Source organism: Ruegeria sp. 6PALISEP08 (assembly GCF_001238295.1).
In the GTDB taxonomy this organism is placed as follows: Bacteria; Pseudomonadota; Alphaproteobacteria; order Rhodobacterales; family Rhodobacteraceae; genus Ruegeria.
In genome coordinates this window covers 1-12,988 of record NZ_LGXZ01000006.1, presented here as the reverse complement: position 1 = coordinate 12,988, position 12,988 = coordinate 1, and the positions used below count along the sequence as shown (strand labels likewise).

Below are 12,988 nucleotides of genomic sequence, written 5' to 3'. Positions count from 1 at the left end.
TCTTGGCCTGCGGCCAATTCACACCCCGGGATATTTTTGGCCAGATGAAGAGGCGGATCATCGCGGGGCCTCGTAGGTCGCAATGGGCGGCCCCAGTTGATCTTCATCCGGATAAACGCCGAGTCCCGGCGATTCGGGCAGATGCAGATGACCGTCGATGTTTCGAGGCCCGCGCGCCCCCGCGATGTCCACGGTGATCATGTCCTGGCAGGCCCAGACAGCGTGGCAGTTGTCATCGGGGATGGTCGCGGCCAGATGCAACGCCTCGGTATCGGCCAGAACCGACCCGCCGGTTGCCATCACAAACATGTCGATCCCATGTGCCAGGGCGATATCCCGCATCCGCGCGGCCTTGGTCAGACCGCCCACCCGGTTCAGCTTGATCCCGAACACTTCGGCCAGACCGTCCCGCGCAATCCGGGTCGCGTCCTGCAACGTCACCAGACTTTCGTCCACTGATACGGGAGACGCGTGAAGACCCGAAATCGCGGCGATGTCATCCAGCGATTCACCGGGCTGTTCGAACATCACGTTCAGATCCTCGCAAGCGCTCATCACCCGCAGGGCCTGCTGACGCGTCCAGCCACGATTGACGTCGTAGAGGACAATCTCTCCGGGGCGGCGAATGCTTTCCACATCGCGGACACGGGCGATGTCACGCTCGACATCGCCGCCAATTTTCACCGAATGGGCGATGTATCCTCGGCTACGATAGCGCTCCATAACCGCGCGGGTTTCCTCGACAGTCTTGGCCCCGACCGAGGATGCAATCGGGCGCGGCGTACGCGACCCGCCCCCCATCAGATCGGCAATGGGCAGACCCGCCGCCTGTCCGGCGATATCCCAGCAGGCCATGTCAATCGGACTCTTGGCGTAAAGATGCCCGGGCAGGGCCAGATCCATCGCCCGTTCCACATCCAGAACCCTGCGCGGATCGAGGCCCAGAATGAAAGGGGCCATCGTCTCGATACCCGCGCGAATGCCTGGTCCATGGGCGGGCACATAGGTATGACCCCAAGGGGTGCCCTCTCCCCAACCGACCAGCCCGGTATCGGATTCGATCTTCACAATCGTCGCGTCGAGCGTTTCGAACTTCAGCCGCCCGCCGGACAGCCAATAGGGATGCTCCAGCGGCAGATCGACGTGGTAAACAGTTATGGTCTTGATCTTCACAGAGTGTACTCCGCCACCGGCGCGCCGAGGCTTTCAAAGTCAGGTGTCACGCCCAAACCCGGCGTGTCGGTTGCATAGAGTTTGCCATCCTGGGCCGTCGGGCCACCGATGCCAGTTGATCGGGTGTTGTAATTCATCAGATCAGTTGTGTTCTGCAAATACTCAGGCGGTGTCGACGCCGCAAAATGCGCCACCACAGACGTCGTGATCTCGCCCCCCCACGTGTCTTCGCTGACCACAGGGATGCGGTTGTCGATCAGATAGTCCCGCACGCGCCGCGCCTTGCTGATGCCACCCAAATTCGAGATCTTCAAACAGCAGATCTCGGCGCCCCGATCGGCGACGATCCGCTGCGCCATGTGGATACCTGTCACACATTCATCCAGTTTCATCGGTTGCTCGGCCACGCGGCGCACCTGCTGGCACTCTTCATAGCTGCGACAGGGTTGTTCGAGGATATAATCCAGATCGCGTGTAGCGCGTGCCACGCGGATTGCATTGTCGACACGCCACCCCTGATTGGCATCGGCCATCGCCTTTTCTCGCGGTTTCAGCAATGGAACCGTCGTGCGGATTCGATCTATATCAGTCGCCCAGTCACCCCCGACCTTGACTTGAAACTGGCGATAGCCCTGATCGCGATAGGCGTTCATCTCGGCCACCGTCTCATCCACCGCTTTTTGCGGGGCTACCCGATACATAGGTGCGCCGTCCGTCAACTTACCGCCCAACAGCATCCATACCGGTTGACCACTGGCTTTCCCCAGAATATCCCAGCAGGCCGCGTCGAACGGGGCCTTGGCATAGCCGTGGCCCTGCACCAGATGATCCATCAACTGCTCGACCCGCGCCACCTGCCTTGGGTCCTCACCCAGCAGCGTCGAAGCAACCAGCCGCGCCAAAGCCACCACACCTTCGGAATGAGCGACCATGTAGTTCTCACCACAGGGCGTGAACTCACCGCAGCCCTGCAACCCCGCATCGGTATCGAGGACAACCACGGATGCAACAGCAGTCTCAATCGCGTTTCCTGCACCCCAGACATAGGCTCCGCCCACATAGGGCAGGCCCATTTGGTACACGCGGATACGGGTGATCTTCATGCAGCACCCATCAGAGGCAGACCACCCATTCCTTCCCCGCGCCAAAGGACAAATGTCAGAATCGGCTGATCCGTCGTGATCATGGCGTGGCTCTGCCAACTTGAATGCTGACGCGTCTGGTTCGGGCCTATGTGGGTTTCGTTGCCTTCACTCTTGAAAAGGGCTGCTCCTTCGAGAACCAGATAAATCTCTTCGGCTTGGTGGCTGTGCCAATCATAGGTCAGACCGGCCCCCCAATACCCAACATAGCCACGCAACTGGGTCGAATGGAAATGCCCGCTCGGACCAAACAATTCGTAGTAACCGTATCGGTTGAGAAAATCCGCGCCGACCTCTTCTTCGGTATAGGTTTGTTTCCAATGCCCCAGATGCGATGTCGCTTTGATCGCAGCGATCAGATCCCGCGTGGCGTCGGTTGTTTCAAGGTCAAAGCCAGCGACCTGATCGATTGCCGGAATATGCGCCGGCTGCAGGTTTGCAGGTTTCAGGTCATCGGGCCAAGGTGCAAACGCGGCCATCTCAGGATGCGATTGATGCAATTGCCGCGCAGCTTCCAGAACTTCATCCAGCGTCATGGCACCACCACGATATTGCCTGTGTGCTGCTTGGCAATGAAGGCCGCCTGCGCGTCACGCAATTCCTCCAGGGGATAGGTTGCCGCAAGTGCTGGCTTGAGGTCACCGGCCTCAATGTATTTCACAAGATTCTTCATGACCTGAGGGTCAATCACGGTCGAGCCCGTGAATGTCAGATCGCGCAGGTAGAAGGTTCGCAAATCAAGCTCGACCATTGGGCCTGCGATTGCACCCGAACAGGTATACCGACCGCCACGCTCCAGAATATCGATCAGGTTCGGCCAATACGGCCCTCCGACAACATCCGCGACCACGGTGATCTTTTCATCGCCCAGCGCGTTGCGCAGGTTACCAGGGTCACGGGACAGGATCCTGTCCGGTCCAAGTTGGGCGACATCCGCGTGTTTGGCCTCGGACGCCATTGCGATGACCCGTGCGCCTCTCCGTTTGGCCAATTGGACAAGGGCACCGCCAACACCGCCCGATGCTCCGGGCACAAGCACGGTGTCCTTTTCGGTCACGTTGGCGCGGCTGAGCATACCTTCGGCGGTGGAGTAAGAGCAGGAGAATGTCGCAAGCTCGGCATCCGACAGGTCTGAGGTGATCGGTACCGCATTCACGGACAGCGTTGTTGCATATTCGGCAAAGCCACCGTCGCGCTCGGATCCGAAATAGCCTGTCTTGTTCATGTTGCCCGGATCAGTCGGATCGCGCAGCCAACCATCCGTTATGACCCGCTCGCCGATACGCGCGCTGTCCACACCGTCACCAACAGCGACGATCTCGCCGCAGATATCAGCCCCTTGAATGCGCGGGAAAGTAATAGGTGCGCCACCCCAAGTCGGGTCTTCTTCACCAACTTCTTCAAACGCACCACCAGTAGTGGCATCGGTTACAGTCTTGGAATACCAGCCGGATCGCGTGTTGACGTCGGTATTATTCAGCCCACAGGCGGCAACTTTGATCAGCACCTCACCGGCGGCGGGTTCCGGGCGTGGCCAATCCTGGTGCAGGACGATTTGCTCCAAGCCGCCATGGCCTATCGTGACCATTGCTTTCATTTTGTCAGGAAGATTCATTACGCGGTCTCCAAAATGGCATCAGTTCGAGGCAACAAACTTTGCGGATCATAGGCAGGCTCGCCCAGCACGCGGGCCGCGCGAGGTTTGCCGTGGATCACGACCTCCAATTCGGTCCCGACTTCAGCCGCTTCGGGCTTTATATAAGCAAAGGCGAGGATATTGCCGACGGTATGACCGTAAGCTACCGAGGCGGTGGAGCCCACAACACGCCCGTCCAGCATCACAGCTTCGCCGCCATGACCATCAATCTCGCCATCCGGTTCGATTTCAAGATATGCGCAGATCCAAGGCAAATCGGTGTTCAGCGTCTTGTCTTTACCCAGATACTCCTTGTCGGTGCGGGCAAAGCGCAGCACGTCGGCCTCGGCCAAAGTGACCTCGTTGGTCAGTTCACCTGCGCCTTTAAAGCCTTTCTCCATCCGCATCACATTCATGGCAAAGCTGCCGTAGTCGGTGATGTCGTGCGGCTCACCTGCTGCCCAAAGCTCGGTGTAGACGTCGAGACAGGCGGCGTTGGGCATATGCAGCTCCCACCCAAGTTCGCCGGCATAAGACATACGGAAAGCCCAGACCTTGTGACCAGCGATGGTGATCTCTTGCGCAGACAACCAGCGGAAACCGGCATTGGTCAGATCGGCGTCAGTGCAGCGCGCCAGCACGTCACGCGACCGCGGGCCGTTCAGCGACAGGGCCGACCAGTCGGCGGACAATGCGGTGATCTGCACGTCCTCATCCGCGCGCTGCTGCTCCAGATGGTCCAGCAGACGTTGTTCGAAGAAGGCCGCGCAGACCAGATAGAAGCGGTCTTCGGCCATACGGACAATCGTCGTCTCCAACTCGATCCGACCGCGACGGTTTAACATGTGGGTCAGCGTGATCGAGCCAACCTTTTGCGGCATCCGGTTGGCCGTCAACCGATCCAACAGGGCATAGGCGTCCAGCCCCGAAACCTCGACCTTGGTGAAGGCAGTTACGTCCATAATACCGACGCTCTGGCGGACCGCTTTGACCTCGGCCGCGACCATGTCGTCTGCGGGGGTCCGGCGGAAGGAATAGTGATCGCGCTGTTCCACACCGTCCCGTGCGAACCAGCGGGGGCGCTCGAAGCCATAGACTTCTTCATGTACCGCACCCTTGGACTTCAACAGCTCATACAGCGGCGACGGCTTGATCGGACGCCCCTCCAAACGGTTGAAATGCGGGAAAGGGATTTCGTGGCGCAGGCAGTAGTCTTCCTCGGCCTTGATCACCTGCCAGTCCTTGGTGGCATAGCTGCCAAACCGGCGCGGATCGTATTCGCGCATCGAGATTTCAGCAGCCCCATGCACCATCCAGCGCGCCAGTTCGCGGGTCAGCCCCGGACCCCAGCCGATACCAATCTGTGTGCCGCAGCAGCACCAATAGTTCCGCACCCCGGGCGCAGGGCCAATCAGCGGGTTGCCATCGGGCGGATGCGAGATCGCCCCGTGCACGTCGCGTTGAATGCCCAACTCGGCAAAGATCGGCATCCGGTTCAGGCTTTCTTCAAGCCACGGCATCACCCGGTCGAAGTCCGCGTCGAACAGCCAGTTCTCGTATTCCCACGGGCAATGGTCATGCCAGACCGAGTTCGGGTTCTCTTTTTCGTAGATCCCGATCAGCCCGCGCTGCTGCTCCATGCGGATATAACCGGAGACCTTTCGGTCATCGCGGATAACCGGCAGTTCTTTGTCAAGGTTCTGGAACTCTGGCACCGGCTCAGTCACAAAGTAATGGTGCGTCATCGAGGTCATGGGCAATTGCAGCCCAGACCATTCGCCCATTTGACGGGCATAGGTGCCGCCAGCGTTCACCACATGCTCGCAGATGATCGTGCCCATCTCGGACTCGACAACCCATTCGCCATTCTCGCCCTGCGTAATGTTGGTCGCACGGCAGTTGCGGAAAATGCGCACGCCTTTCTGACGCGCACCAGTGGCCATCGCCATCGTCACGTTGGTCGGGTCCACGTGACCATCGTCCGGTGTGTGCAGCGCACCCAGTACGCCTTCGAGGTTGTAGAACGGGTGCAACTCGGCCACTTTCTCGGGCCCGACCAGCTCGATGTTGAACCCAAGCGACCGACCCACCGAAAGTGTGTGGCGCAGCCAGTCCATCTCATCCTCGGTATAGGCCAGACGGAATGACCCGCAGCCATGCCACGTAACGGGCTGGCCGGTTTCCGCCTCAAGCTGACCGGAATAAAGTCCGATGTTGTAGTCCACACATTTGCCCAACCCGAAGCTCGAGGTCGAATGCGTGATCTGCCCCGCCGCGTGCCATGTGCTGCCGCTGGTCAGCTCGGCTTTTTCCAGCAGGACAGTGTCATCGCCCCACCCTTCATGCGCCAGATGATAGGCTAGGCCAACCCCCATGACGCCGCCCCCGACAATGACAACGCGTGCATGTGATGGCAGTTCGTTCCCGGACATGATTTTCCTCTTCCCGAGTCGCTTTTCTGCTCGACAGGCTAATTCCACACTTGTACCATCGTCAATCATGAATGACACAAATGTATCATCAACTGTTCTGGGCCGCCTGACCGAAGAGTGGGACGCCTTGACCCCAGAGGCGCAGAAAGCCGCGCGCTACGTGCTGGAAAACCCAACGGATGTCGGCGTTTCGACCGTGCGTGAAATCGCAGAAGCCGCCAAGGTCAAACCCAATACGTTCGTGCGCATGGCGCGGCAGGTGGGTTTTGACGGGTACGAAGATTTCCGCGAACCGTTTCGCGAAGCAATCCGCAATGGGCAGGTGTCGTTTCCGGATCGTGCCCGGTGGCTACAGAATATCGGCAAGTCAGGTGAATTGGGTGGGCTCTATGCCGATATGATCGGTGCCGCGATCCAGAATATCGAAGAAACCTTCGCCGGGATCGATGCTACGCGCCTGAAGGCTGCCGCTGAAGATATCTGGAATTGCCGCCAGATCTTCACTCTGGGCGTCGGCGTCAACAACTCGAACGCGCGCAATTTCACTTATCTTGCCTCGACAGGGATGAAACAATTCCACGCCATCCCCCGCCCCGGCTCGACCCCGGTGGACGATCTGGCCTGGGCCGATGAGCAGGACGTGCTGATCGCAATTACCTGCCGCCCGTACCGCACCGAAGTGATCGAGGCGATCAAGCTGGCCCGACAACAGGGGCTGACCGTCGTAGGCATCTCGGACAGCCCCGCCAGCCCGGTCATTCTAAACGCCCATCACGGGTTCGTTGTCGCAGCCGACACGCCGCAGTTTTTCCCATCATCCGTCTCGACCATCGCATTGCTGGAAACGTTACTGTCCTTTGTGATCGCAGTTTCCAGTGACGAGATCGTTGAACGGGTCGAACGTTTCCATCTTCGCCGTCATCAACTTGGCCTCTACGCGGAGGAGCCAGAATGAACGCACCCCTGACCCACTCACTGGACGCCCGATATTATACCGACCCCGGCATTTTCGAGCAGGAGATGCAGGGGCTGCTGGCTCGGACGTGGCAGTTCGCGGGCCATGTCGCACAGGTTAGGGAACCTGGTGACTACTTCGTCTTCGAGATTGCCGGGCAAAACCTGTTCTGCATTCGTGGACGCGATGACGAAATCCGCACCTTCTACAATGTCTGCCAGCACCGCGCACATGAAATGGTAACCGGTGCGGGCAACACCCGCGTCGTGGTCTGCCCCTATCACGCCTGGACCTATGAGCTGTCCGGCCAACTGCGTGCTGGCCCTAATATCAAATCCGTTCCCGGTTTCGACCGCAGCGCGATCTGCCTGACCTCGGTCCGGACCGAGGTGTTCAACGGTTTCATCTTCGTCAACCTCGATGACAACGCCGCACCCATGGATGAATGGTACCCCGGCGTGCGCGAGGAAATCCGCGCCTTCGTTCCGCATATCGACGATCTGGAACCGCTGGAATGGGTCGAGATTCCGGAAAACTGCAACTGGAAGGTCAGTATCGAGAATTACTCGGAATGCTACCACTGCCCGACCAACCACCCGACCTTCGCCGAGGGCGTGGTCAAGCCCGAAACTTATGACATTCAGCCCGATGCAGGCGGCGGCTATGTGCTGCGTCACACGACCGAATGCCAAAGCCTCGACAAGATGACATATCCCATTGACTTGTCGGTACCGCACGCAGGCGACTATCAGTCATGGTTCTTGTGGCCGATGTTCTCGTTCCAGTGTTACCCGGGCAACGTGCTGAACACTTATCACTGGCGCGCTGTTGATGCCGATCACTGCACCGTCTGGCGCGGCTGGTACACCGAAGGTGGTTCGGAAAGCGCGGTTATCCGGCAGTTGGCTGTTCAGGACCGCGAAACAACGGTCGAAGAAGACATCTGCCTAGTAGAATCCGTCCACCGCGGCCTGAAATCCCGAGGTTACCGTCCCGGCCCGCTGGTGCTGGATCCGGGGTGCGGAGTGATGTCGGAACATTCGATCGCGCGGCTTCAGCAATGGATGCGCGAGGCTGTGGAGTGATGACCGAGGTGACACGCCAATGCTGATGCCCGAAGACTGGCGCCCAGAACACAAACTGTTTCCCCATCAGGTCGGCTTTACCTCGCCGCCGTTCGACTTTGACGCCGCCCCATCAGATTTTTTGAACATGTGCCCCGAAACCGTCGGCGTTCATGGCTGGATGCTGCACGTGCCGGACTATGTACACGGTCTGGACCAGCGCAAAAAGAACTTTGGTATGCTGGATGATTTCGTTCACTGCATGTCGCGCAATGGCGTGGATGTCTGCGGTCAGGTCGGTTCGAACTGGGTCCATGCCTCCGGGCTGGGCGTGGAAGGTGTCCGGCAACACTGCGAAGACCTGTCAGACAAACATGGTACCCGCTTTCACATGGCGGGTTATGCCATGGTCGAAGCCCTGCGCGATATGAATGTCGAGAAAGTGGCCCTGAACGCCGCCTATCACTGGCCGGAATGGTGGCAGGGCACGGTCAACTTCCTGAAAGAAGCCGGATTCGATGTGGTCTGGGCCGGAAATTTTCACGACCAAGGCTGGTTCGACAGTCAGGAAGACGTCAATTCCTATCGCTGGGTCTTTGACGGAGATCTGGCATTGAAGAGCTTTGAATACGTCACCGAAAAAGCTCCGCAAGCCGATGCAATCCTGATCAACGGCATGTGCAACTTCCGCACAGGACCTGATGGCCTGCCACAGCGTCCGCTGCATCTGGCCGATACGCTTGAGGCCGCCCTGGGCAAGCCGGTGATCGGCCACGATATCGCGCTTTACTGGCGCATTTTCAAATCCCTCGGTATCGCGCCCGACACACCACGCGGGCAATTGCTGAAACGTCTGTGACTGCACGAAAGGCCATGACAATGCACAAGATCCTCGCGCTATGGGCTGTGCCCCGATCCACCTCGACCGCGTTTGAGTGGATGATGCGGCAACGTGGAGATCTGGATTGTCTGCACGAACCCTTTGGCGAGGCGTGGTATCAGGGCGAAGACCCCTTGTGGCACCGGTTTCAGCCGGGGGACGTTACGACACCGGGCCTGACGCTGGACTGTGTCTGGCAGAATATTCAGGCGAGAGCAGAAAAGGGCCCGGTCTTTCTCAAGGATTTCCCGCATTACATCAACCACATGTGGAATGCCGAGTTCCTGTCGCATTTCACCCATGCCTTCCTGATCCGGGATCCGGCCAAGACCATCACGTCGATGTACAAGCAATGGCCCGACTTTGCCGAAGGCGAGGTTGGCTTTCCCGAACAGCGTGCCCTGTTCGATCTGTTGACGGCGCTGAACGGAACGCCGCCGACGGTGATCGACAGCGATGACCTGCTGGAAGACCCCCACGGCATGACCCGGGCCTTTTGCGAGGAGGTGGGTATCCCCTTCCTCGAAGACGCGCTGACCTGGGCGCCCGGTGGAGACCCGTCGGCCCACAGTTGGTGGGACGGAGGATCGTTCCACGGCAACCTTGCGAAATCGACCGGACTTGCCCCACAGCCGCGCAAGCATATCGATATCACGGACGCTCCAGATCGGGTGAAACAGGTGCACCGCCGGATGAAACCGCATTACGATCACCTTTACAAACACCGCCTGACACGCTGACACACCGGAGACCCGCAATGGCCGATATTTTTGACGAAGACTTGTTTCTCAAAGGCTTGGAGCAACGAAAGAGCACGCTGGGCGCAGAATACGTGGAAAAGAACCTTGCCGCCGCCGATGACTTCATCCGCCCGTTTCAAGAGGCAATGACCGCTTGGTGCTGGGGTTTCGGCTGGGGCGACGACGTGATCGATTCGAAAACGCGATCGATGATGAACCTGTCCATGATCGGCGCGTTAGGAAAAATGCACGAATGGGAAATTCACTGCCGGGGCGCCATCAACAACGGTGTGACCAAAGAAGAAATCCGAGCCATCATCCATGTGATCGGAATCTATTGCGGCGTGCCACAGGCGTTGGAGTGTTTTCGCGTAGCCAGAAAGGTCTTGGAAAACCAATAACACGCCTTTGATGCACTGCGTTCGGGGAAAGGCCGGACCGAAAGTCCAAAAGCAAATGGAACCGCCTTGTGTTTCCCCGAATGCAAACCAAGGAGTTCACACGAAGGATCGACCCATCAATGCCAAACTGCGCGAATCCCTGTCTTGCATAAGCTGAATAAACCCCAAAGCGCTTGACGGATCCGAGTTGAGGAGTGCGGGAAATCTTAGCCAACAAGAGTAATTCTAAGGTTTCCTGGGAATCTAAAGAAATCTGTCAAACCGCTGACAATTGCCTTTGTACTTCCAGCGTTTGCAAGGACATACCCGTCGACGGAGACGTGGCCGAGTGGTCAAAGGCGCTCCCCTGCTAATGGAGCGCTTTTTGTTATTTTTCGTATACTTTTCATCGTATTAAAAGTTCCCATAAGGCAACTTGTCCAAGTTTTGCCTAAAGTCTCAGCCAAAACTCAGCAGTCTTTTGTTGAGATTCAGTGGCACAATTTTTGCGAAATGGTAAGCCATATCCTTCTGGGCCCATCTCCCCAGTTTTCTCAAAAGTAGCTCGTCCTTTGTTTGTGCGTAGAACCAGGTTGCCCAAGTGTGGCGCAAAATATACGGGGTCACTTCTGAGCCAAGGCTGGCAACTTCGCGGACAGTCTGATTGGCCGCCGACATTTGTCCACCGCCGTTTTCGCGCAGGGTATAAGGTGAGCCGCTTGGCGACCGAAACGCTTTTCCGTCTTTGGGAAAATCACCCATTAGACGCCAGGTATAATCAGGGGTACCACCCATCACTCACGAAATGGGGTCGTTGAAGCTCCAGCTTCCTTGCAGGCAATCCAAACTCGTCTAGTTTGCGGGAAAATGTCCTCGACATCGACGGCAAACATTTCTCCAGGCCCCGCTCCGTTACATAGGGGAATGTTGTCAGCCTTTTCCATGATGCCGCTTGTTCAGGAAAAAGGGGTGGAACGCCAAAGACTGACAGTGCGGACAGTGCCGACCGTTTGCCTTGCCACCCTTTTCCTGAATTTCGCCCATCAGATCTCCACCCCACATTATGGGGATTCGAACTGAGATCATCAGTGCAGAAAAAGTGAGTGTTTTCAACGGCAGCAAGGCGTGCCACGCCGACAGGTCACACCGAAAGCGGGTATGGCGGAGACGAAGGGATTCGAACCCTCGAGACCCTTCCGGGCCTACTCCCTTAGCAGGGGAGCGCCTTCGACCACTCGGCCACGTCTCCGCCGACGGGTATATCCTTGCAAGCGACGGGAATACAAGGCGAAATTTCCATTTTGTGCCTCACTCCGGCAAAATTGCTGAACCCGTTGAAAACACGGTAAAACACACCAATTTACGTGGATTATGGGCAAGATTTAGACAATTTTTTCTGAGGCATTTCCCAGCGACGAACCACCCAATCGGCTGGTTCGAAACACAACAACGCATCGAATCCCCGTTCTGCATCGCCGCGCCGATTGAGAGATCATTTTTTGCCAGCGAAGAATTTCTCTTGCTTCAGTTCGAACCCATCTCCTTTGGGCAGTGGAGTCAGCACTTGGCAATGCAAACAAACAATGGCTCACTTTGCTTCGACGACCAGCCTGAACACGACGCCTACAAGTTGACTATCGCCTTAAGACAATACCCGCCACCACAACTGGCTACGCGTTGCCTTGTGGAGCGCTGGCGCTGCAGCCGATCTTCAGTTGAACGATTTCGAAAGCTTCCTGGCCTGAAGTCGGTTTCTTTACCCGGTGAGCATCCCTGCTTCGACCTGCTCGATGTTCTACGGGTTGAAGAAGTAGACGACCCGATCTTGTTGTGGGCGTTTGACGGAAGTCCTGCCCGACAGCGCCTTTCTGACCGTTCACTACGAAGCACTGATTGATGACTTTGAATTCGAAGCCCGGAGGATTATTTCTTATTGCGGTCTGGAATGGGACAGCGCGTGTCTCGATTTTCACAAAAACAAGCGTCGCGTCCGAACAGCAAGTGTGCAGCAGGTTCGACAGCCATTATACAAATCATCCAAGGCTAAGTGGCTGAATTATCGCCAGCAGCTACGGCCACTACTGGACGCCATCGGCGAAAACGGTTGGGATTCTTAGAAGTACGAACAGGTGATAGCAACCTTGTTGCGCACAGTGTAAATTTGACCTGCTCTAAATTATGCGCCCGCAGCGAACGGTAAGCGTTGCATCCGACCCCCTAGATAGCACCTCATCAGCCAACACCTAGAAGTCTATGATGCCTCCAAAAGGGTACAGGCATCATGAATTCTCAAGCTCTAGGTGAACTCGCAAGTGACCAGAAAATCGAAAAAGTCTTCCATGCCTAGAGGAGCTGCTCTGAACAGACATTCACGGTTTCAGCTGACGGTGCTGACAGAGCGGACGGGGACTGCGGGTTGGATTTTTCTGGGGAGAGATTCGGCTTTAGGCTTCGCCCATCTCAGTGGGTATTGGGTGCCTGACTTTGCTCTGCAGCGTAGCACTGCTGTAGCACCGTACCTGCGCGCTCCAAACGCAAGAAGCGCCCCTAGGGGCGCTAGTTCGTTGTATTTGTGATTTATTTTTG

General features: G+C 57.4%; 13 protein-coding genes and 1 tRNA gene. 7 read left to right on the top strand and 7 right to left on the bottom strand.

Translation table 11 applies throughout. From position 1 onward, the window contains the following. Positions 1-57: 57 nt before the first annotated feature. Genes ALB80_RS10140 through ALB80_RS10120 form a run of 5 tightly spaced genes read right to left on the bottom strand, consistent with a single transcriptional unit; the run spans position 58 to position 6,383 of the window. Positions 58-1,173: a mandelate racemase/muconate lactonizing enzyme family protein gene (locus ALB80_RS10140; protein WP_050603956.1), complete on the bottom strand. Its 1,116-nt coding sequence runs from the start codon at positions 1,171-1,173 to the stop codon at positions 58-60. Further along, positions 1,170-2,276: a mandelate racemase/muconate lactonizing enzyme family protein gene (locus tag ALB80_RS10135; protein ID WP_050603955.1), complete on the bottom strand. Its 1,107-nt coding sequence runs from the start codon at positions 2,274-2,276 to the stop codon at positions 1,170-1,172. Before ALB80_RS10135 ends, ALB80_RS10140 begins: the two co-directional genes overlap by 4 nt. Next, a complete protein-coding gene (locus ALB80_RS10130; RefSeq protein WP_050603954.1) occupies positions 2,273-2,851 on the bottom strand; it encodes a dimethylsulfonioproprionate lyase family protein in 579 nt (192 codons plus the stop codon). The genes ALB80_RS10135 and ALB80_RS10130 overlap by 4 nt, the downstream gene beginning before the upstream one ends. After that, positions 2,848-3,930 carry an alcohol dehydrogenase family protein gene (locus ALB80_RS10125; RefSeq protein WP_050603953.1) on the bottom strand — a complete coding sequence of 361 codons (1,083 nt, stop codon included), beginning with the start codon at positions 3,928-3,930 and terminating at the stop codon, positions 2,848-2,850. Before ALB80_RS10125 ends, ALB80_RS10130 begins: the two co-directional genes overlap by 4 nt. Continuing rightward, entirely contained in the window at positions 3,930-6,383 is a 2,454-nt protein-coding gene (locus ALB80_RS10120) for an FAD-dependent oxidoreductase (RefSeq protein ID WP_050603952.1), read from the bottom strand. Before ALB80_RS10120 ends, ALB80_RS10125 begins: the two co-directional genes overlap by 1 nt. A 67-nt stretch (positions 6,384-6,450) precedes the next feature. Between ALB80_RS10120 and ALB80_RS10115 the strand changes: the two genes are divergently transcribed. From ALB80_RS10115 to ALB80_RS10095, 5 genes are read left to right on the top strand one after another with little or no spacing between them, the layout of a single operon-like run. Then, positions 6,451-7,338 carry a MurR/RpiR family transcriptional regulator gene (locus tag ALB80_RS10115; RefSeq protein ID WP_050603951.1) on the top strand — a complete coding sequence of 296 codons (888 nt, stop codon included), beginning with the start codon at positions 6,451-6,453 and terminating at the stop codon, positions 7,336-7,338. Further along, complete coding sequence (locus ALB80_RS10110; RefSeq protein ID WP_050603950.1) at positions 7,335-8,423, top strand: aromatic ring-hydroxylating dioxygenase subunit alpha; 1,089 nt, start codon at positions 7,335-7,337, stop codon at positions 8,421-8,423. The genes ALB80_RS10115 and ALB80_RS10110 overlap by 4 nt, the downstream gene beginning before the upstream one ends. Positions 8,424-8,442: 19 nt before the next feature. Beyond that, positions 8,443-9,261 carry a hypothetical protein gene (locus ALB80_RS10105; protein ID WP_050603949.1) on the top strand — a complete coding sequence of 273 codons (819 nt, stop codon included), beginning with the start codon at positions 8,443-8,445 and terminating at the stop codon, positions 9,259-9,261. A gap of 20 nt (positions 9,262-9,281) precedes the next feature. Then, positions 9,282-10,022 carry a hypothetical protein gene (locus ALB80_RS10100; protein WP_050604222.1) on the top strand — a complete coding sequence of 247 codons (741 nt, stop codon included), beginning with the start codon at positions 9,282-9,284 and terminating at the stop codon, positions 10,020-10,022. Positions 10,023-10,039: 17 nt separating this feature from the next. Continuing rightward, positions 10,040-10,423, top strand: coding sequence for a carboxymuconolactone decarboxylase family protein (locus ALB80_RS10095; RefSeq protein WP_050603948.1), 384 nt, complete (start codon positions 10,040-10,042; stop codon positions 10,421-10,423). Positions 10,424-10,861: 438 nt separating this feature from the next. Here the strand turns inward: ALB80_RS10095 and ALB80_RS10090 are convergent, their stop codons facing one another. Together ALB80_RS10090 and ALB80_RS10085 are read right to left on the bottom strand one after the other, a co-directional pair. After that, complete coding sequence (locus ALB80_RS10090) at positions 10,862-11,197, bottom strand: hypothetical protein (RefSeq protein WP_050603947.1); 336 nt, start codon at positions 11,195-11,197, stop codon at positions 10,862-10,864. Positions 11,198-11,561: 364 nt separating this feature from the next. After that, positions 11,562-11,651: transfer RNA gene (locus ALB80_RS10085), tRNA-Ser, on the bottom strand. Positions 11,652-11,705: 54 nt separating this feature from the next. Here ALB80_RS10085 and ALB80_RS22400 point away from each other — a divergent pair. Together ALB80_RS22400 and ALB80_RS22905 are read left to right on the top strand one after the other, a co-directional pair. After that, the gene (locus ALB80_RS22400; RefSeq protein WP_172677881.1) at positions 11,706-12,299 is read left to right on the top strand and encodes a hypothetical protein; all 594 of its coding nucleotides are present in this window, start codon (positions 11,706-11,708) and stop codon (positions 12,297-12,299) included. Continuing rightward, entirely contained in the window at positions 12,241-12,519 is a 279-nt protein-coding gene (locus tag ALB80_RS22905; protein ID WP_050603946.1) for a sulfotransferase, read from the top strand. Before ALB80_RS22400 ends, ALB80_RS22905 begins: the two co-directional genes overlap by 59 nt. The last annotated feature ends 469 nt before the right edge of the window (positions 12,520-12,988 follow it).